The organism is Streptomyces sp. NPDC051315, from assembly GCF_044455165.1.
Taxonomy (GTDB): Bacteria; Actinomycetota; Actinomycetes; order Streptomycetales; family Streptomycetaceae; genus Streptomyces.
The window spans coordinates 122,300-140,787 of sequence record NZ_JBITEN010000020.1; the positions used below are offsets into that span (position 1 = coordinate 122,300).

20 protein-coding genes and 1 pseudogene are annotated in these 18,488 nt (G+C 74.1%); 14 read left to right on the forward strand and 7 right to left on the reverse strand.

Features of this window, described 5'->3' with window-relative positions; translation table 11 throughout:
• The first annotated feature begins 135 nt into the window (after nt 1-135).
• On the forward strand, nt 136-1,461 hold the full coding sequence (locus ACIBBD_RS31480; RefSeq protein ID WP_399422967.1) for an alpha/beta fold hydrolase: 1,326 nt from the start codon (nt 136-138) through the stop codon (nt 1,459-1,461).
• A gap of 131 nt (nt 1,462-1,592) precedes the next feature.
• On the opposite strand, the gene ACIBBD_RS31485 is transcribed toward ACIBBD_RS31480, so the two are convergent.
• Entirely contained in the window at nt 1,593-2,264 is a 672-nt protein-coding gene (locus ACIBBD_RS31485) for an SMI1/KNR4 family protein (protein WP_399422968.1), read from the reverse strand.
• Nucleotides 2,265-2,457: 193 nt separating this feature from the next.
• Here ACIBBD_RS31485 and ACIBBD_RS31490 point away from each other — a divergent pair, with 193 nt between their 5' ends.
• Entirely contained in the window at nt 2,458-2,970 is a 513-nt protein-coding gene (locus tag ACIBBD_RS31490) for a molybdenum cofactor biosysynthesis protein (protein WP_399422969.1), read from the forward strand.
• A gap of 13 nt (nt 2,971-2,983) precedes the next feature.
• On the opposite strand, the pseudogene ACIBBD_RS31495 reads toward ACIBBD_RS31490, so the two are convergent.
• From ACIBBD_RS31495 to ACIBBD_RS31505, 3 genes and pseudogenes are all read right to left on the reverse strand, one after another.
• Nucleotides 2,984-3,432: pseudogene (locus tag ACIBBD_RS31495) on the reverse strand (ATP-binding protein).
• A gap of 270 nt (nt 3,433-3,702) precedes the next feature.
• Nucleotides 3,703-4,542 (reverse strand): chitosanase, encoded by an 840-nt coding sequence (locus ACIBBD_RS31500; RefSeq protein WP_399422970.1) that lies wholly within the window; start codon nt 4,540-4,542, stop codon nt 3,703-3,705.
• A gap of 132 nt (nt 4,543-4,674) precedes the next feature.
• Nucleotides 4,675-4,947 (reverse strand): hypothetical protein, encoded by a 273-nt coding sequence (locus tag ACIBBD_RS31505; RefSeq protein ID WP_399422971.1) that lies wholly within the window; start codon nt 4,945-4,947, stop codon nt 4,675-4,677.
• A gap of 225 nt (nt 4,948-5,172) precedes the next feature.
• Between ACIBBD_RS31505 and ACIBBD_RS31510 the strand changes: the two genes are divergently transcribed.
• Together ACIBBD_RS31510 and ACIBBD_RS31515 are read left to right on the forward strand one after the other, a co-directional pair.
• Nucleotides 5,173-5,802 carry a hypothetical protein gene (locus ACIBBD_RS31510; RefSeq protein ID WP_399422972.1) on the forward strand — a complete coding sequence of 210 codons (630 nt, stop codon included), beginning with the start codon at nt 5,173-5,175 and terminating at the stop codon, nt 5,800-5,802.
• Between the two features lie 172 nt (nt 5,803-5,974).
• The gene (locus ACIBBD_RS31515; protein WP_399422973.1) at nt 5,975-6,448 is read left to right on the forward strand and encodes a hypothetical protein; all 474 of its coding nucleotides are present in this window, start codon (nt 5,975-5,977) and stop codon (nt 6,446-6,448) included.
• A gap of 124 nt (nt 6,449-6,572) precedes the next feature.
• On the opposite strand, the gene ACIBBD_RS31520 is transcribed toward ACIBBD_RS31515, so the two are convergent.
• Nucleotides 6,573-7,025: a flavodoxin family protein gene (locus ACIBBD_RS31520; RefSeq protein ID WP_399422974.1), complete on the reverse strand. Its 453-nt coding sequence runs from the start codon at nt 7,023-7,025 to the stop codon at nt 6,573-6,575.
• Nucleotides 7,026-7,660: 635 nt separating this feature from the next.
• Between ACIBBD_RS31520 and ACIBBD_RS31525 the strand changes: the two genes are divergently transcribed.
• Nucleotides 7,661-8,029, forward strand: a complete 369-nt coding sequence (locus tag ACIBBD_RS31525; protein WP_399422975.1) for an ArsR/SmtB family transcription factor — start codon at nt 7,661-7,663, stop codon at nt 8,027-8,029.
• A 112-nt stretch (nt 8,030-8,141) separates the two neighbouring features.
• Here the strand turns inward: ACIBBD_RS31525 and ACIBBD_RS31530 are convergent, their stop codons facing one another.
• On the reverse strand, nt 8,142-8,378 hold the full coding sequence (locus ACIBBD_RS31530; protein WP_399422976.1) for a hypothetical protein: 237 nt from the start codon (nt 8,376-8,378) through the stop codon (nt 8,142-8,144).
• A 244-nt stretch (nt 8,379-8,622) separates the two neighbouring features.
• Between ACIBBD_RS31530 and ACIBBD_RS31535 the strand changes: the two genes are divergently transcribed.
• From ACIBBD_RS31535 to ACIBBD_RS31565, 7 genes are all read left to right on the forward strand, one after another.
• On the forward strand, nt 8,623-9,090 hold the full coding sequence (locus ACIBBD_RS31535) for a hypothetical protein (RefSeq protein ID WP_399422977.1): 468 nt from the start codon (nt 8,623-8,625) through the stop codon (nt 9,088-9,090).
• Nucleotides 9,091-9,437: 347 nt separating this feature from the next.
• Nucleotides 9,438-10,826, forward strand: coding sequence for a sensor histidine kinase (locus tag ACIBBD_RS31540; protein WP_399422978.1), 1,389 nt, complete (start codon nt 9,438-9,440; stop codon nt 10,824-10,826).
• Entirely contained in the window at nt 10,823-11,245 is a 423-nt protein-coding gene (locus ACIBBD_RS31545) for a roadblock/LC7 domain-containing protein (protein ID WP_399422979.1), read from the forward strand. Before ACIBBD_RS31540 ends, ACIBBD_RS31545 begins: the two co-directional genes overlap by 4 nt.
• On the forward strand, nt 11,242-11,604 hold the full coding sequence (locus tag ACIBBD_RS31550; protein WP_399422980.1) for a DUF742 domain-containing protein: 363 nt from the start codon (nt 11,242-11,244) through the stop codon (nt 11,602-11,604). Before ACIBBD_RS31545 ends, ACIBBD_RS31550 begins: the two co-directional genes overlap by 4 nt.
• Nucleotides 11,576-12,199 (forward strand): GTP-binding protein, encoded by a 624-nt coding sequence (locus tag ACIBBD_RS31555; protein WP_399422981.1) that lies wholly within the window; start codon nt 11,576-11,578, stop codon nt 12,197-12,199. Before ACIBBD_RS31550 ends, ACIBBD_RS31555 begins: the two co-directional genes overlap by 29 nt.
• Nucleotides 12,196-13,467: a cytochrome P450 gene (locus ACIBBD_RS31560; protein WP_399422982.1), complete on the forward strand. Its 1,272-nt coding sequence runs from the start codon at nt 12,196-12,198 to the stop codon at nt 13,465-13,467. The genes ACIBBD_RS31555 and ACIBBD_RS31560 overlap by 4 nt, the downstream gene beginning before the upstream one ends.
• Nucleotides 13,464-14,696 carry a cytochrome P450 gene (locus ACIBBD_RS31565; RefSeq protein WP_399422983.1) on the forward strand — a complete coding sequence of 411 codons (1,233 nt, stop codon included), beginning with the start codon at nt 13,464-13,466 and terminating at the stop codon, nt 14,694-14,696. The genes ACIBBD_RS31560 and ACIBBD_RS31565 overlap by 4 nt, the downstream gene beginning before the upstream one ends.
• Nucleotides 14,697-14,815: 119 nt before the next feature.
• On the opposite strand, the gene ACIBBD_RS31570 is transcribed toward ACIBBD_RS31565, so the two are convergent.
• Nucleotides 14,816-16,336 (reverse strand): helix-turn-helix domain-containing protein, encoded by a 1,521-nt coding sequence (locus ACIBBD_RS31570; protein ID WP_399423012.1) that lies wholly within the window; start codon nt 16,334-16,336, stop codon nt 14,816-14,818.
• 483 nt (nt 16,337-16,819) lie between these two features.
• Here ACIBBD_RS31570 and ACIBBD_RS31575 point away from each other — a divergent pair, with 483 nt between their 5' ends.
• Together ACIBBD_RS31575 and ACIBBD_RS31580 are read left to right on the forward strand one after the other, a co-directional pair.
• Nucleotides 16,820-17,440: an L-threonylcarbamoyladenylate synthase gene (locus ACIBBD_RS31575; RefSeq protein WP_399422984.1), complete on the forward strand. Its 621-nt coding sequence runs from the start codon at nt 16,820-16,822 to the stop codon at nt 17,438-17,440.
• A gap of 212 nt (nt 17,441-17,652) precedes the next feature.
• Complete coding sequence (locus ACIBBD_RS31580) at nt 17,653-18,408, forward strand: dienelactone hydrolase family protein (protein ID WP_399422985.1); 756 nt, start codon at nt 17,653-17,655, stop codon at nt 18,406-18,408.
• The last annotated feature ends 80 nt before the right edge of the window (nt 18,409-18,488 follow it).

The window sequence follows — 18,488 nt, forward strand, 5'->3', positions numbered from 1 at the left end:
CGAGCGCTTTGCAAGCGGTACGGGGCAGCGGTGGACGACCGGGGCCCCGTGCCGAGCGGTCCGTCCTCACCGGGCCGTGCGTCGTCCGAGCCGCACAGGAAGGCTCGGCCTCCCTTCTTCCCCAGGAGGTCTGCCATGCCCGCCCCCACCCGCCTGCTGGCCGCCGCCGTCACCGCGGCCGCCTGCATCGGTACGTCGGCCGTCCCGGCCGCCGCCGCACCGGACGCCGACGCCGTGGTGTCCCGCGGTGTCACCATCCCGGCGTTCTACAGTCCGCCCGCGTCGCTTCCCGCCGCCGACGGTGCCCTGGTCCGCACCGAGCGGCTCCCCCTCGCCCTGAGCCTGCCGGGCATCGACGGCCCGCTCCCCGGAACCGCGACCCGCCTGATGTACAAGTCCACGGACTCCAACGGGCAGCCCGTGGCCGTCACCGGCGCCTACATCGAGCCGGCGGCCGCCTGGAAGGGCACCGGACCACGGCCGCTGGTCGCCCTGGCGCCCGGCACCATGGGTCAGGGCGACCAGTGCGCCGCCTCCCTCGGCCTCGAACGGCCCCTCTTCCTCAACGGGCAGACGGTGTCCGTCGGTTACGAGAACCTGGCGATCTACCGACTCCTGGCCCGGGGCATCGCCGTCGTCGTCACCGACTACGCCGGGCTGGGCGCGACGGACCGGCTGCACACCTACGTCAACCGGGTCGACGAGGCGCACGCCGTGCTGGACGCCGTGCGGGCGGCACGGCGCCTCGACGGGACGTCCCTCACGGACGACTCCCGGGTTGCGCTGTTCGGCTACAGCCAAGGGGGCGGGGCCACGGCGGCCGCCGCCGAGCTCCAGCCCTCGTACGCGCCCGACGTGCCGCTCGCCGGGACCTACACGGGAGCCGCGCCCGCGGACCTGGTCGCCGTCACCGAGGCCATCGACGGCGGTGACCTGGCCGGCGCGCTCGGCTGGTCGGTCAACGGGTTCGTCCAGTCGAACCCCGCCCTGAAGCCCATCGCCGAGGCGCACCTCAACGCGGCCGGCAAGGCGGCCCTGAAGGATCTGTCGACCATGTGCGTGGGCGACGCCCTCCTCGCCTACAACTCGGCACGCAGCACCGCGTGGACCACGGACGGGCGCTCCCTCGGCGACATCATCGAGACGGAGCCGATGCTGAAGGCGTCCCTGGACGACCAGCGCATCGGCAGACTCCGGCCGGCGTCGCCGGTGCGGGTGGCGACGGGTACCACCGACGACCTGGTGCCGCACGCGCAGACGCGGGAGCTCGCCGTGGCCTGGTGCGCCAAGGGAGCGGACGTCACCTACAAGCCGGTCGTGCTGCTGCCGCTCGGCCGGTCGCTGCTCAACCACTTCGCTCCCCTGCTCCTCGACCAGGGCGAGGCGATCTCCTGGCTGACCGACCGCCTCAACGGCAGGCCCGCCGAGTCGAACTGCGCCAGCATCGGCCGGCAGCCCTGAGCACGGGGAGGGGCGGTGGCCGCGTCCGTGGGCGGCCACCGCCCCTCCCCGTCCCGCCGGGCGCGCCACCTCCACCGGGACGGTCTCGCGCGGCGGCCGCCGGCGCCCGGGCGGGACGTCCTGCCGGGTGTTCAGCCGGAGCAGGGCTCCCAGCCCTCCGGGGAGCGGTCGGGGTCCTCCCACCTCAGGCCGCCGCGGGTGAGGCCGGGGCGGTGTCCGGCCGTCAGGTACGGCACCTCGAGCGCGTCGGCCATCTCCTCCAGGTAGTCGGTCAGCGAGGCGTACTTCGGCGCGCGGGTCCCGTCCGCCCACAACCAGACCTCTCCGCTCTCGGCGTCGAGGAACAGTCCGTACCGCTTGTCGTGCGCGCTCCACGAGGCGAACGGCGTCCAGTGCGGCTGCCAGTACTCGTCGCCGTCCTGCCGGCGGAACCGGTACACCTCGATGGCGCCCTCGGTCGGCAGCAGCGCCCAGTTGCCCAGCAGGAACGCCTCACGGCCGGCGTCGTCCACCACACCGTCGCGCAGCCGCCACAGTGCCTGCAGCGCGGCGGGGACGGGACCGGCCATCGCCGACAGGACGGCGGACAGCCGCTCCTCCGAGGCGCCGGGCCGCAGCGTGGCGTGGGACGCGGGGGCGTGCTCGCTCAGCCACGTCTCGACGCGCTGCCAGGCCTCCGTCACCTGGCGGACCTCGAGGGCCTCGGTGGCCGGGTCGAGGACCAGCGGCGGCTCCGGTTCCTCGGGGAGGGGGACGCCGGGCGTCTCGTAGAAGAAGCTGCGGGGGCGTTCTCGCCTGGTCACTGGTTCCCCTTCCGCGGTCTGTGCCGCCATGCTGCCCGGCCTGCGGCCGCACACCAAACGGACGACCGGCCTCCCGCCACACACCAGACGGACGACCGGTCGCCCGCCACACGCCACACGCCGCCACCGCCCACCGAACAGATGGCCGGCCGCCCGGAGCCGGCCGCGCGGGACGGCTTGTAGGGTCGGTCCCGTGATCGAGGTGGAGGTCGTGCAGCTGCTGGTGTCGCCGGTGCACCGGTTCGCCGGGCGTCCCGCGGACGGGCCGGCGGACGGCCCCGGCGGCGAGCTGGTGGAGTCGGTGCGGGTCCGCGGCGGGCTCGGGCTGGTCGGGGACCGCTACTTCGGCCGGGCGGCGCACCGGGACGCGGCGGTGACGCTCATGGCCGCCGAGAACCTCCCCCTGGACGTCAACCCGGCCGCCGACCTCCGGCACACCCGCCGCAACGTGCTGCTGCGGGGCGTCGACATCGACTCCCACGTCGGCTCGACGATCGTCCTCGACGGCGCGCACGGTCCCGTGGTGTTCGCCGTGAACCGCCCGGCCAGGCCCTGCGCGTGGATGGACGTCACCGTCGGCCCGGGCGCGCAACGGGCGTTGCGCGGCAGGGGCGGTGTGCGCTGCACTCCGTTGTCCGACGGGGTCCTCGCCCTCGGCGGGGCGACGTTCCGCGTCCTGGACGAGGACAGCGCCGCCCCGCGCTGACCGGGGCGCCCGCTCACAGCCCGTCGAGCAGACCCAGGCGGGCGACGATCCGCTTGCCGACCGGTTCGCTGACGACGGCGAGGTCCTGGGCCACGGCCATGACGATCTCCAGGCCGTGCTGGCCCACCCGTGTCGGGTCCGCCCCGCGCGGCACCGGCATCGCCGGATCGCTGTCCCAGACCGCGATCTCCACCGCCGCGCCGACGATGCGCAGGTGCAGCAGGACCGGGCCCGGGCGTGGCGGAGCGCGTTGGTGACCAGTTCGCTCACCACGAGCTGCGCCACGTCCAGAGTCCGTGCCGACACCGGCACTCCGTGCTCACGCTGGACGCGCGTGAGGAAATCACCCGTCAGATGCCGCGCACCCGCGATACAGCCGGCCTCGCCGTCCAGGGCCACCGTCGTCTCGACAGGGCCCGCGCCGGCCCCGGAGGACCTGTCGTCGAGCGGGACTGGTGCCATCCGGACCGCCTTCACTACCCCGTTCATGGCCGCGCGCCTACCCCGGAACCGGTCCCCTATGCCTCAGGCGCATCACTGGACCGTGTGCCGATGTCCCCGAGCGGTTTCCCGGGGTGCGCGCCCGGCGTCCTGCCCGTGTCCTGCCGCACCCGGCACGGCGGCCGTGCGGGCGAACGCGACGGTGAGCCCGTTCGTCCCGGGCCGGGCAGGCGCACCGTGCCGACGGCACGGCGCTGCCAGGGCCTTCGCCGCCGGACGGACGGGTGACCGTCAGTCGATGTGGTAACTGTCGCCGTACACCTTCCAGTCGAGGGGCGGGTTCAGGTCGAGGTTGCCCCTGCGCAGGAAGACGCGCTGGGCGGTGTCGACCCGGCTGGTGTCGCTGTGGGCCTCCTCCTGTTGCATCGCCCAGACCCGGGCGTCGAGGAAGGCGTGCAGGTACGTCGTCTCGTCGCCGCCCTGGGCGGGCGGCTTCGCCTTGTTCAGGGCGCGCCTGCGGATGGCGCGCAAGCCGGTGGCGTCGTCGCCGTCGCCGTGCATGACGATGGCGTCGAAGTACACGAACTGGCCCAGGGTGCGCAGGCCGTCCGCCGTGGCCCGCCGGAGGGCGGGGTCGAAGTAGACGCGGTCGCGTTCGTCGTTCTGCGCCCGCTGGAAGGCCGGGTCCTGCGCGGCTTCGCGCCAGTCCGTGGGGAAGTCGGGGTCGAGGCCCGCGTGGGAGTCGGTGCCGTTCACCGCGCGCAGGGCGGGCAGGTAGCGGGCGAGGACGTTGCCGGGGGTGCGGTCGGTGTAGAGCTGCACCAGGTCGAGCATGTCACCGGTGCCGGAGCAGAAGCCGACGATGCCGGCGGTGTAGCCCCGGCCGTCGTCGATGTCCTCGATGTACTGGTACTGGGCCTTCCAGTCGAGCGAGGAGTTCTCCGCGCTCGACACCAGTTTCATGGCGATCTCCTTCTTCGCCGGGTCGTCGAGACCCCGGGCGGCGCGGGGCGCGGCGGCCGCGGCCGGGGCGGCCGTCAGCGGGGTCGCCGTCAACGCGGCGAGGAGGGCCAGGACCGTGCGGCGGGACGCGGCGGCCGGGTCCTCCGCCGCGCGGGAGGTGTGCACCACAGTGACTCCTGGGGGAGTGGGGGGTGAGTGGAGGGTGCTTCCGTGTCAACTGACAGGAAGGTTTCCTATCAAGCCGGGGATGCACAGGTAACCCCCACGCGGCCATGTTCGTACGATCGAACGAGAGCCCGCTCAGGGGGCGCCCGGCATGTCCCCCCGCCAGTCGAAACGGCGGGCGTCCGAGGGGCGGCGCACGTACAGGGTCCGGCCGCCCGGGCCGTACCGGCCTATCTCGGTGGTCAGGGCCACCTCCGACGGGTCGCTGTCGGTGTGGTCCGTGACGTCCAGCAGCAGGCCGTCCAGAGGACCGCCCACGAGTTCTGCGTAGGCGCGGTCCGGGCGGGGGCTCGCGTCGTCGTGGTCGGCGCCGTAGACCCGGCCCCGCATGAAGTCAGCCTCGTCCATGACCAGCAAGCTTGGCATCCACCACTGACAACGGCCCCGTGCCGGCGCAGGGCGCTCTTCGGCAGGACAGTGGCGGAAAAGCGGCTGGGCGCGGGCCCGTCGGCGCAGCGCGGGTATCAGCTCCTCACACGTCGTGGTGAACGGGGTGGGGGGCCTGCCCCGGGGGGACACGAGGGGCAGCGAGCGTCGGGCGACGAGTCGTCGCGTGCCCGGCGCCGTCGGGTCGTGCGGGAGCTGCGTGCGACGGGCCGTGACGGACCCCGGCTGCGCGAGGTGCTGCCCGCTCTGGTCGTCGTGGTCGTCGTCGTGTGCGGTACGGCCGCGGCCCTCGCGCCGACGGGCCGCGTCGTCGGCGTGTGGGTTCCCGTACTCGTCCTCGCGGTGCTCGTCGTCGCCGTCGGCGTCCTAGGGCGTCGGTCGCGGCGGCCGGCGCGGCGGCGGCGCGGCTACTACAGCGCCGAGGAACTGGCCGAGCTGGACCTGCCCGCGCTCGTACTCGCCGTGGCTCGGATGCTGCGGCGGGACGGGTGGCGGGTCGTGCCCCCTTCCGCGCACACCGTCCCGCACCTCGCCGCGCGGGACGGGCGGGGCCGGCTGCTCGACGTGGCGTTCCGGCCGGTGGCCGAGCCCCTGCCGGACGAGGAGACCGCCTGCTCCTGCCGATCACGGGCGCGGGCCGGGCCTCGGGTGCGGCTCGTCGTGCACCGCGGGACGTTCACGCACCGGGACGAGGCCCGGGCCGCTCGCCAGGGCAACACCTACCCGATCGACGGCGCCCGCCTGCGGCTGTGGGCGCGCGGGACGCCGTTGGCCCAGATCACCGGCCGCGGCGGCGCCGGGCCGCACCGCACCTGAGGGCGGCTGTCCGGTGACGCGCGGCCCACGTGCCGGCACCGCCGGTGCGGCGGGAGGACGGCGTCCCGCTCCCCCGCCTCCGCGGCTCCGACCCGCTCGAGTGGTCCTCGTCCCCGGGTCGTCGTAGCGTCGATACAGAACCGGGCTGCGACACGGGCTGGCAGGAGCGGACATGCGCGGACACACCACGAGGACGGCGGCCCTGCTGTGTGCCGCGCTGGGACTCACCGCGGCGGTCGGTACGGCCTCGGCCGCGCCCGTCACGTCACCGGGACAGCAGGCCGAGCGGGCCGCCCCGCGGCAGACCGCGGCCGCCGTCCTGGTCGACTGCCTGTGGCACCCGCAGGTGCGGCCCGACGAGTTCATCCTGGCCTGCGGCGACGGCAACAGCCGGCTCGTCTCCCTGAAGTGGGACCACTGGCGCGCGGACTCGGCGAAGGCCGAGGGCGTCAACCTCGTCAACGACTGCAAGCCCTACTGCGCCGCGGGCACCTTCCGCGCCTACCCGGTCGTCGTACGGCTCGACGAGCCGCGTGGCTGGGAGAAGGACCCGCAGGTGCAGCGCTACGGCCGGATCAGTTTGGAGTACACGGCGGAGCGGCCGGAGCGGTTCGCCGAGGTCGTCAGCTATCCGCTGTGGGACTGAGCCGCCGGGACGGGTGAGCCCGGACCGGTGAGCCGGGACCGTGTGAGCCGGAGCCGGTGTGCCCGAGCCGGTGTGCCGGGACGGGTGAGGCCGGGCACGGACCGTCCGGGCTTCGCCGGGACGGTCACGCCATCAGGCCCGCGGCCGCCGTCGCGCCGAGCTCCCAGCACGCCTCCAGGTCCGCCTTGCCGGGTTCCCCGGTGACGGTCACCGGCTCGGCGTTGCGCCGCCAGCCCAGGCCCGTGGTGATCGCCTCGATGCCGCGGACGGCGCCGGTGACGTCGTTGCCGCCGTGGACGTAATAGGCGAAGGGGCGGCCTCGGGTCGTGTCGAGGCAGGGGTAGTACACCTGGTCGAAGAAGTGCTTGAGGGCGCCGGACATGTAGCCGAGGTTCGCCGGGGTGCCCAGCAGGTAGCCGTCGGCGTCCAGGACGTCGGAGGCCGTCGCGACGAGGGCGGCCCTGCGGACGACGCGGACGCCCTCGATGTCCGGGTCGGTCGCGCCGGAGACGACCGCTTCGAACATCGCCTGGCAGTTCGGCGAGGGCGTGTGATGGACGATCAGCAAGGTGGCCACGGCACCGAACCCTGCCCGCTCGTCGGGCCGGCCGCAAGCGGCGCGGTCCGCGGGCGCGGGCCGAACGCCGGTCTCGGCCCGGCCGCGGCCGTGCGGACCACCGTGGTTTCACCGAGCCGCCTGCTCCGGGGTGGCTGCGGACGCCGGCGGGATGCGAACCCGCGGACGGGAAGGGGCAGGCCCGCCCGAGCCCGTCAGCGGTCGCGGGAAGGGGCCTTGCCCGCGACGGTGGACCGGGCCGCTCCGTCACGGCGCCGCGGCCTGCCGGGACCGGGCGGCCTTGGTGCCGGCCGGCGGGGGCGGTCCGGGAGACATCAACTGCATGACGCGTGGGGCGGTGAAGCGGAATCGGACAACGCACGCATGAACGTGGCAAGCATCTGCCTGTTCCTCTACCTCGTCCTGGACCGCGGCCGCTCCAACCCGGCCATGGCCCGCCACCAGCTCAAGCGGATCGAGACGGAGCTCGAGGTGTAGACGGCTCGGCGGCCGGCGGCTTCGCACGCCCGCGAGTTGCAGGATTCTTCAACTCGACACATCCACATCCGTGCATCACCGGGGTGTGCGGCGCCCGCGGTCGCCAGGATCGTGACCGACCCAGGACCGCGAACACGGCAGGGAGCGAGCGAACGGCCATGCAGGTTCCCCTCTACCAGGCCAAGGCCGAGTTCTTCCGCATGCTCGGGCACCCGGTGCGCATCAGGGTCCTCGAACTGCTGCAGGGCGGCCCCGTCGCCGTGCGGGACCTGCTCACCGAGATCGAGATCGAACCGTCCAGCCTGCCGCAGCAGTTGGCCGTGTTGCGCCGCTCCGGGATCGTGGTGTCGATCCGGGAGGGGTCGACGGTCAGCTACGCGCTCGCCGGCGGCGACGTGGCCGAGCTGCTGCGCGCGGCCCGCCGCATCCTGACCGAACTGCTCGCCGGTCAGAACGAGTTGCTGGCCGAGCTGCGCCAGGCCGAGCCGCCGCTGTCCGTGCCGCAGGGCAGCGCCGGCCGCACGTGAGCCGGTCCGGCGCCGTTCGGGCGGGCCCCCGTCCGGACCGGTCCGGAGATGCGGGCGGGCCCGGACACCGTGACCGTCCCACGGTGTCCGGGCCCCTTCCGCGCCGCGCGGATCAGCCGCCGCTCAGGCGCGTGCGCAGCAGCTCCTTGCCCAGTTCGGCACCCTTGCGGCTGTCGGCCTGGGCCTTGCGGAACAGGTCCGCGACCTCGGTGTCCTTGGCGCGCTCGGCGTCCTGGATGTAGGTCTCCAGCCGCAGCGCGTTGTCCAGACACGCCTCCACGTACCAGATGAGGTTGTAGTCCTTGTCCCGGGTGCCGGTCACGTCGCCGGTTTCCGTGCCAGTGGCCATACGGGCCTCCTCCCAGCGTGATCTTGACGTCGTTGGCTCGCCCGCCGAGTACCCATCGCGACCGGGGGCACACCGGCCGAAGCCCTCGCGTCCGGGCCCCGCCCGAGGTCGCGGGTCGAACAGGGGCACGAGAGCCGAACGCACCACACCGAAACGCCAGGGTCCGCCACCCCTTCCGCCACCCAGAAACATCTACCAGCATGCAGATGCGCCCGGGCCCGGGCGCATCTCATACGGAGCCGACATGAGCGATGTGATGTGGGGGCGGAGCGTGGAGTGGCTCGCCGCCGCCGCGACGGACCCACGGGTCTGCAAGCGGGACTGGGACCAGGGCAGCGGGATCGTGCTGCTGGAGGCGGGCCGGTACTGGGACGTGCTCAGTGTGCCCGACCGGCTCGGCCTGCTCACCCTGGACCTGCTGTGGGAGCCGTCGCTGCCCGTGCCGGGGCCGACCCTCGTGGACACCGCGGCCCACCGGGTGGGCTTCTTCCTGCCGCCCGACCCGGGCAGCCGGTGGATCGGCGCCGGGCTGCGCCACGCGGGCCGGGGCACCTGGGTGGCGGTGCCCCCGCCGTACCGGCCGGCGCGGTTCCTGGAGTGGCTCGTGCCGCCGGACGGAACCGGTGCGCTCCACTCGCCCGGCAGACTGGAGCTGGCGTTGCGTCAGGCCAACGGCACCCTCGCGGTGCTGACTCCGCCGGGCGGCGAGTAGTCCGTCAGGGGCCGGGGACGCCGCCCGCGTCGCGCCCGGAGTCAACGCCGCCCTCGCCGCCCTCTCCCCGCGCCCAGGGCACGGAGCCATGGGGCCCGCCCCTATGATCATGTTCACGGCGGCCGGTACGCGTATCTCACACCAACTCGCTTGGCCCGCACGGCAATTCAGACAGTCAACGCAGAAGCGAACAGATACCGAGCACTTTCGATGTGAAGTCTGACTCGACCGTGCGAGATCGGTCGATGACGGTGTGTACTGTGCTGCGGGTGCCCGGTCCGAAGTCCTCGGACCCACCCCTGCCCTTCCGCTCCGCGCAATGCCCGACCCTCCCTGGAACCGAATCGATGATCGAATTACCGGACCTGGTGGCCGGCGGTCTGGCCGCCGGCACACTGTCCGCGCTCGCCCTCGGCGGCGGGCTGCTGCGGTTACGACGGCAACAGACCCGGCAGCGTGCGGAGATCACCGTGCTGCGCACCCAGCTCGAGGGCTCCTCCAGGGCGTTCACGGCGGAGGTCGAGTACCTGGCCGCCCGGCGGGTGCCCGCCGCCGCCCACCAGGTCGCCCACCCCCACCTGGACGTGCCCGGCCCTCTCCAGCCGCTGACCTTCGGCACACCGCTCGGCATCGCCCTGGAGAACGTGCTCCTGGCGGTGCGGTCCGAGGTGGCCGAGCAGCGCACCCGGGTCGACGCGGCCGCGCAGGCCGGGATGCGCGGCGCCACCCGGGAGATCCAGGCCGCCCTGTACCGGCTCCAGGACGCCCTGCGCGGGCTGCAAGAGCGCTACGACGACCCGGAGTTGGCGCAGACCCTCTTCCAGCTCGACCACGAGAACGAGCAGTCGCTGCGCCGCGCCCAGGTCGCCGCCGTGGTGTGCGGGGCCTGGGTGGGGCTGGCGCGCGAGGAGTCCCACCTGGTGGACGCGGTCACCGGCGGACAGGCCCGGCTCGCGGGCTATCACCGGGTCAAGGTCCACAACCATCTGGAGCCCGGCACCGCCCTGGTCTCGCACGCGGTGGAACCGGTCGCCATCATCGTCGCCGAACTCCTCGACAACGCCCTGCGGCACTCCGCGCCGGACACCGACGTCGTGGTGAGCCTGGAGCACGTCCACCACGGCGTGTGCGTGACCATCGACGACGCGGGCCTCGGCATGACCCGGGACGAACGCGACCGCGCCCAGCGCCTGGTGGCCGGCAGCGCCCCCATCCTGCTGACCGAGCTCGGCGATCCGCCGCGCATGGGGCTGGCCGCCATCGGCCGTCTGACCCGGCAGTTCGACCTGGGCGTCGACGTCTCCTCGGCCTCCCCGTACGGCGGTGTGCGGGCGGTGCTGCGGGTCGACAGCCACCTGCTCACCGACCTCGACCCGGCCGACCGGCCACCGGCGGCGAGCGCGCCGCGCACGACCCGCGGGAGCGCACCGGCCGCCGCGACCGCCGCGCACGCGTACGGCACGGAGGATCCCGCGCCGGACGCGCCCCGGCCCCGCACACCCCGGGACGCCGACGGGCTGCCCCAGCGCCGCCGCCGCACCCGCGCGGCCGCCCCACCGCAGCGGCCCGCGCCGGCTCGGCCGGCGCGTCGCCCGGAGGAGGCCGCGGCCGCGCTGGGCGCACTGCAGTCCGGCACCGCGGCGGCCCGCTCCGCCGCCGAGGCCGTACCCGAGGGCGCCGCACCGGCGGCCCATGACACCGACCACACCGACGACGAGGGGGGAGCGGCCCGATGACCAGCCGCAACACGGGCGACACGGCATGGGTGCTGGAACCGATCCTGCAGGTGCCGCACGTGGTGGCCGCCGTCATGCTGACCCGCGACGGGCTCGTCACGGGGTACACCGACGCGCTGTCGCAGCCGTCGGCCGAGCGGGTCGCCGCCATCACCAGCACCGTGCAGGGGGCGTGCCGGACGGCGGCGGCCGCGTTCGCCGACCGGGACCGGGCGGAGGTGCGCCAGGTCGTCATCGAGTCCGACCACGGCTACGTGCTGATCGTGCCGACGGACCACGGCACCTGCGTGGCCGCGTACGGGGACGCCGAGGTGCGCCTGGACCTGCTGGCGCACCGGGTGCACTCCCAGGTGGCGCGACTCGGCGAGAAGGCCATGGCGGCCGCGCCCCGAGGAGCCGACGACAACGCTCCGGCATGACCGGCCGCCCGGCCGGCCGTCCCCTGGTTCCCGCCTACCTGTCGACCGGCGGGGTCGCCCGGCCCAGCCGCCCCCACCTGGAACGGCTGTCGGTGCTCACCCGCAGCGGCGAGCCCGTGCCGTCCGGTCTGCCCGCCGCCGAACTCGCCCTGCTGGACCTCCTGGAGAGCGGCTCGCTGACGGTGGTGGAGGCGGCGGCGCTGCTCAGGCTGCCCGTCTCCGCGGTGCGTGTCCTGGCGGCCGGCCTCGCCGACCGGGACCTGGTCCTCACCCGCGCGCCGATCCCGCCCGCCGAACGGTTCGACTCCGACCTGCTGAAGAGAGTGGCCGATGGCCTCCGCGCCCTCAAGCACGCCTAGCGTCGGCACACCCGACGCGATCCACCTGCCGGACACCGCCCGCGACCTGGTGAAGATCCTGGTGGCGGGTCCGTTCGGGGTGGGCAAGACCACCTTGATCGACTCGGTGTCCGAGATCCGGCCGCTGCACACCGAGGAGCACCTCAGCGAGGCGTCCGCGCAGGTGGACGACCTGGCCGGGGTGCGGGAGAAGACGACGACGACCGTCGCGATCGACTTCGGCCGGATCAGCCTGGCCGGCGGGGTGGTGCTGTACCTGTTCGGCACGCCCGGTCAGGAGCGGTTCCGGTCCCTGTGGGACGACATCGCCTACGGGGCGCTCGGCGCCCTGGTCCTGGTCGACAGCCGCCGGCTGGACGCGTCGTTCGACGTGCTGGGACTGGTGGAGGAGAGCGGGCTGCCGTACGCGGTCGCCTTCAACACCTTCCCCGACGCGCCCCGCCACTACGGCGAGGAGCAGTTGCGGCGGGCCCTGGACCTGGAGGCGGGAACGCCCATGGTGACGTGCGACGCGCGGGACGCGAACTCCTCGATCGACGCGCTGCTCGCCCTGGTCGACCACCTGATCGCCGGTGACCCCGGGGAGGCGCGGTGACCACCTATCCCCCGGCTCGGCACGACTTCACGCGGTCGGCGCCCGTGCGGCTGTGGGAGGACGGCTTCGCCACGGATCCGCACCGCTACTACGCGGCCCTGCGGGCGCAGGGGCCCATCGGGTGGGGTGAGTTGGCGCCCGGTGTGCCGGCGTACCTGGTGACGGACCGGCGGGCCGCGCTGGACGTGCTGCGCGACCCGGAGACGTTCTCGCACGACCCGCGCGCGTGGGAGAAGACCGTGCCCGCCGACTCACCGGTGCTGGGCATGATGCGGTGGCGGCCGAACGCCCTGTTCGCCGACGGGGCCGCGCACGTGCGCTACCGCAGCACCCTCATCGACGTGTTCGACCTGGTGGAGCCGCACGACCTGCGGGCGCGCGTGCACCGGGCGGTGCGTCTGCTGGTCGGCCGGGTGGGCCCGCGCGGCGGGGCCGACCTCGTCGGGGACTTCTCGCGGCCGCTGATGGCGCTGGTCTTCAACGACCTGTTCGGGCTGCCGGACAGCTACGGCGACCGGCTCAACGAGGGTCTGGGCAAGATGATGGAGGGCGGGCCGCAGGCGGCGGAGGGCGAGGCCGAGTACGGCCGGTACGTCCTGGAGCTGATCGCCGCCAAGGCCGAGCGGCCCGGCGACGACCTGCCGAGCCGGCTCCTCGACCATCCGGCCGGGCTGACCCGCGAGGAGGTGACCTGGCAGGTGTTCCTCACCCTGGGCGCCGGGTACGAACCGACCGCGAACCTGCTGTCCAACACCCTGTCCCGCATCCTGGGCAACCCGGCCTACTACTCCACCCTCACCAGCGGTGCCCGTCCGGTCATGGACGCGGTGGTCGAGGTGCTGCACCACGAGACGCCGCTGGCCAACTACGGCATCTACTACGCGCGCAGGCCGGTCGCCTTCCACGGGGTGTGGCTGCGGGACGCGGTGCCCGTGGTGGTGTCGTACGGGGCGCTCGGGGTTCCCCACGACCCGCAGGGCGGGCAGGGCGCCCCCGTCCCCGGGCAGGAGGTCACCGGCGGCCGGCACCCGAACGACGCCTCGCACCTGTCGTGGGGCGCGGGCCCGCACGCCTGCCCGGTCAGGCAGCACACGCTGCTGCTGGTCACCGAGGCGATCGAGCAGCTCACCCAGTGGCTGCCCGACCTCGATCCTCTCCTGCCCCGCGAGCGGCTGACCTGGCGGCCGGGCCCGTTCCACCGCTCGCTGACCGCCCTTCCCGTCCGTTTCAGCCCTCGCTCCCCCGACCAGCCAGGAGTCAAGCCGTGACCGTGACCGACCGCATCGCCCTCGACCCGTTCGGCACCGACATCCCCGGCGAGAGCGCCCGGCTGCGCGCCCTGGGGCCGATCGTGCCGGTGGAGCTGCCCGGGGGCATCCCGGCCTGGGCGCCCACCGGATACGACACCCTGAAGGAGCTGATCCTCGACCCGCAGGTCAGCAAGGATCCGCGCCGGCACTGGCGGCTGTGGCCCGAGATCGGCGACCACCCCTCCTGGGGCTGGATCCTGGGCTGGGTCGGCGTGGTCAACATGCTCTCCAGCTACGGCGCCGACCACGCGCGGCTGCGCAAGCTGGTGGCACCGAGCTTCACCCACCGGCGCACCGAGGCGCTGCGCGAGCGAGTGGAGTCGATCACCGCGGAGCTGCTGGACGCGCTCGGCGAGGCCTCCGCGGGCGGTGCGGCGGTCGACCTGAAAGCGGGCTTCGCGCACCCGCTGCCGATGCGGATCATCTGCGAGCTGTTCGGTGTGCCCGAGGAGATGCGGGACGACACGGCCCGGCTGATCGCGGCCATCATGGACACCTCCGACACCAGCCCGGAGCACGCCGCCTTCGTGCAGGAGCGGATCGGCACGGTGCTGGGCGGGCTCATCGCCCACAAGAGCGAACACCCCGGCGACGACATGACGACCGAGCTGATCCGGGTGCGCGACGAGGACGGGGACCGGCTCAGCGACGAGGAACTGCTGTACACGCTGCTGCTGGTCATCGGGGCCGGGTTCGAGACGACCGTCAACCTCATCGGGAACGCGGTGGTGGCGCTGCTGGACCGGCCCGAGCAGCTGGCGGCCGTGCGGCGGGGTGAGATCGGCTGGGACGCGGTGGTGGACGAGTCGCTGCGGGTGCACCCGTCGATCGCCTCACTGCCGCTGCGGTTCGCCGTGAGCGACCTGACGGTGGGCGACGTGACGATCCCGGCCGGGGACGCCATCGTCACGACGTACGCGGCGGCGGGCCTGGACCCGGCGCACTACGGGCCGGACGCGGACGTGTTCGACGCGACCCGGGGCGCGGACGACCATCTGGCGTTCGGGATCGGTGTGCACCGGTGCGTCGGCGCCCCGCTGGCGCGGATGGAGGCGCTGACGGCGCTGCCCGCCCTGTTCGACCGGTTCCCGGATCTGCGGCTGGACGGCGCGGCCGAGGAGCTGCGGCAGGTGCCGTCGTTCATCGCGTTCGGCTGGCAGGAGATCCCCGTGCGGACGCGGGGCTGACCGGGCACGGGGGCGCGACCGGTCCCCCGTTCCGGTCGTGCCCCCGCGATGCGTCGAACCTACGTGGCGGGCCCAGGGCTTGTGAATCGTGCCGGTGCCCGCTGACGGGGCCGGAGGACTCACCTGTGCACAGGTGAGTCCGGAAGGCCCGATTCCGTCACGGGGAGAACGGGCGTGGGGAGGTCACCGGTCGTCAGGTGGGCGAGGACGACCTCGTAGAGGTCACTGCCCGCGGCGAGGAGCTGGCGTTCGAGGACGGGCTCGGCGCTGCGGACGTGCTCGCGGACGGTCTGGGCGTGCACACCGAGCAGGTGGGCGGCGCGTTCGGAGTTGCCGCCGGCGGCGATCCAGGTGCGCAGGGTGCGGCGCAGGTCGCGGCTGTCGAGGTCCAGACGGGCGAGCAGGTCGTGTGCCCAGCCGCGCAGCGCGGGACCGTCGAGCACGTCGTCGAGGCGGTCGGGGGCCGTCGCGGCGCCGGGGTAGCACTCGGCGATGCCGACCTGGGCGTTGAGAGCGAGGTGGACGGTGGCGCGGACGGTGAGGTCGGAGAAGTCCGTGCCGAGGAGGGCCTCGACGCGTTCCATGCGGGCGCGCACGGTGTTGCGGCTGACGCCGAGGACCTTGGCCGCGGCGACGGCCGTGAACTCCAGGCCGAGCCGCGTGGTGGCGAGGAGTTCGGCGCGGGTGTGGTGCGGGAGGGTGTCGAGGGGGCGCAGCAGACGGGTCGTCCAGGCGCGTAGGACGGCGGGGTCCATCAGGCGTTCGGGGTGGGTGCGTTCGGCGTAGACGGCCGTCTTGTCGGGACGGAAGCGGGCGACGGCGAGGGCGCTGACGGCCTGTCCGTAGGCGGTGGCGGTGTGGGCGAGGCTCTGGGGGACGCTGCCGCCGAGGAAGGTGTCGGGGTGGCGGTCGCACAGTCCGCGCAGTTCCCGTCCGGCGGTGTCGTGCGGGGTGACGACGATGACGTGGGCGTCCATGGCGGGGCAGCGGACGACCAGGGCGTGGTCGCGGGTCGCGGCGAGGCAGGCCTCGGCGAGGCGGTCGCGGTCCTCGGGGGTGCTCTCGACGACGTAGACACAGGCGGTGTCGGCGTCGAGGAGGCCGGGCCACAGGCCGGCGGCGACCCGGCGGGCGGCGACGGTGTCCTCGACCATGAGCAGCTGAAGGATGGCCAGGCGCAGGTCGGAGGTGGCACGGGCGAGGCGGTGCCCGGTGACGGCGGTGCGCTCCGCGCGCAGCAGCAGCTCGAGGGCGGCCGCGGTGTGGGTGACGACCTCGAAGGCGCGCCGGTCGAAGGGGGCCGTACGGGAGACGACGAGCACGCCCGCCTTCGCGGGCGCCGGGAGCTCGACCCGCATCAGCCGCAGATGGCGGCCGTCGCCCTCCCAGGCGGCGGAGGCGATGCGGCCGCTGACGATGTCGGCCACCAGGTTCTCGTCGAGAGGGGTGGGCGGTCCGGCGAGCGAGGTGCCGTGGTCGTCGCGCAGGGAGACGGTCGCGTCGACGGTGGCGGCGAGCCAGTCGGCGATCCTGCGGACGTCGCGTCCGGTCGGGCGCAGGTGTTCGAGGAGCTCCTGCGCCCACGTCGGCCCGGCGTCCGTCACGCCGGTGTGGCGCTTCTCCTCGTCCCGGCCAGCCATGTCGGCGCTCTCCTCGTCCTTCGCGGCCCGCTCGGGCCCCATCAGTCATATCGGTCGGGGACGTTACCCCACCCGGGCCGGTGAGCCCCGGCGGACGGCGGCCCCCTCGCCCCCTGCGGCACCCATCGGACCGGGGGCCGGGCGCACGCCGTACCGTACGACGCGGGCGTCCGGCCGGGGCTCGACGTGGAAGCCCGGCGGACCGACGCGGTCGACGGAGTGGCGGGCGTGGCCGAGGCCGACGGCCCCGCATGGGCCGGCCGTGCCCGGCCCGCCGTCGCGCGATTCCACGGGGCCGGGGGTGACCGAAGGCGACGGCCCCGCAGCGCCTGCCGTTCCCCGGCCCGGGGGTACGCCCACCGCGCACGGGGCCGGGGCGTGAGCATAGGCATCGGCCCGCGGCATCGGCCGTGCCCGGCCCGCCGTGCGCACTGCGGACGGGCCCGCGACGCGCGCCCCCGTGTCACGGCATAAGCTCGGCGAATGGCGAAGTACTACGACGTGCACCCCGACAACCCCCAGCCGCGCACCATCGCCCAGGTCGCGGCCGCCATTCGGGCCGACGCACTGATCGCGTATCCGACGGACTCCTGCTACGCGCTCGGCTGCCGGATCGGCAGCCGGGACGGCGTCGACCGGATCCGGTCCATCCGCGAGCTGGACGACCGGCACCACTTCACCCTCGTCTGCCAGGACTTCGCACAGCTCGGGCAGTTCGTGCGGGTGGACAACGACGTGTTCCGGGCGATCAAGGCGACGACGCCCGGCAGTTACACCTTCATCCTCCCGGCGACGAAGGAGGTGCCGCGCATGCTCCAGCACCCGAAGAAGAAGACGGTGGGCGTGCGCATCCCCGACCATGTCGTCACCCAGACCCTGCTCGCCGAGCTCGGTGAACCGCTGCTGTCCAGCACCCTGTTGCTGCCCGGCGAGGAGGAGCCGATGACCCAGGGCTGGGAGATCAAGGACCGGCTCGACCACGTGGTGGACGGTGTGCTCGACTCCGGGGACTGCGGCACCGAGCCGACCACGGTCATCGACTTCTCCGGCGGCGAGGCGGAGATCGTGCGGCACGGAGCGGGTGACACCTCGCGGTTCGAGTGAGCCGCGGTCCGGGTGACGGGCGGGTCCGGGTGACCCCCGGGTCGGGACGCCCCGCGGTTCGGACGACTCCCAGGTCCGAGTAAAGCCACGGTCTGCCCGCCGGGGGGCCTCGCGGTCGGTTGGATGGTGCGTGCAACTATGGTCGCGGCCGGCCCGGCTGCCCCGCCGGGCGGACCCCGCTCGCCCCGTGAACCACGCAGAGAGGCACCCCCATGACCTCCGTACAGGGAACCGCCGTGGACATCCCCACCGAGGACGGTGTCGCGGACGCCTACCTCGCCCATCCCGGTGACGGCTCGCCCCGCCCGGGCGTGCTGCTGTACCAGGACGCCTTCGGGCTGCGCCCGCATCTGCGGGCGATGGCCGACCGGCTGGCCGAGGCCGGGTACACGGTGCTGGTGCCCAACGTGTTCTACCGGCACGGGCGCGCCCCGGTCGTGGAGCTGCCCGAGTTCATCGACCCCTCCGCGCGTCCGGAGATCTTCGAGAGGCTGCGCCCGGTCATGCAGTCGCTGACCAACGAGTCGGCCGCGCGCGACGCCGGCGCCTACCTGCGCTGGCTGGCGGAGAGCCCGCTCGTGGCGGACGGACCGGTCGCGCTCACCGGATACTGCATGGGCGCCCGGCTCGCCCTGCTGACCGCGGGCACCCACCCCGACCGGGTCGCCGCGGCGGCCGGGTTCCACGGCGGGCGGCTCGCGACGGACGCGCCGGACAGCCCGCACCTGGTGGCCGACCGCGTCACCGCCGAGCTGTACTTCGGGCACGCCGACGACGACCCGTCCCTGCCCCCGGAGCAGATCGAGCGCCTGGAGGCCACGTTGACCTCGGCGGGGGTCCGCCACCGCTGCGAGGTGTACGAGGGCGCCCACCACGGCTTCACCCAGGCCGACACCGCCGCGTACCACCAGGAAGCCGCCGAGCGGCACTGGACGGCGCTGCTGGACCTGCTGAAGCGCACCTTCTGAGGCCGCTGCCGGGCGCCCGCGGCGAGAGCGCCGCGGGCGCCTCCTCGTGCGCAAGTGATTGACATGTTCACTACCCGATG